Source organism: Oceanobacillus rekensis (assembly GCF_002153375.1).
Taxonomy (GTDB): Bacteria; Bacillota; Bacilli; order Bacillales; family Amphibacillaceae; genus Oceanobacillus; species Oceanobacillus rekensis.
Map to the genome: position 1 here is coordinate 1 of NZ_MTBQ01000016.1, position 500 is coordinate 500.

General features: G+C 31.8%; 1 protein-coding gene. It reads right to left on the minus strand.

The annotated features are described in order from the left end of the window. On the minus strand, positions 1–411 hold a 411-nt coding region (locus BV906_RS19050), incomplete at its 3' end, for an HAD hydrolase family protein (protein WP_176330417.1). Positions 412–500 lie beyond the last annotated feature (89 nt).

The following is a 500-nucleotide window of genomic DNA, read 5'->3' on the forward strand; positions in this document are numbered from 1 at the left end:
TGAATCAAGAGACTCTAAACTAACCATTTTCGCTAATTTTGCAGGGTCTAAATTTTGAAGTATAGGGTGCGTATCTGGACCAGTATAAGCATAGTCCCAGTCACCATCTATTAGAAAAGTCGCTTTATATTTATTAATAAGATTCTTTATTTCGATAATTTCATTTGTTGAAAACGAATTGGATTTGATTACTTTTCCTTCTTTTGATATTAAAGAGCCGTTTCCCCCAACCATTGTATAATGATGAAATGCTTCGTCTATAACAGGTAGCATATCTCGAATAGGTCTTGCAGATGCGAAAATGACCTCAATACCCGTTTTTGTTAACTCCGACAATGAATGAAGTATCTTGCTAGATACAGGTTTTCCTTTAAAACAAACTGTTCCATCTAAATCAAAAACAAATTTCAAAAGTCTCACTCACTTTCATATTAAGTCTGTAAATAAAAATTTAATTATACCGCAAAAAAAGTAAATATGTTCTTATTAAACTAAGCTGC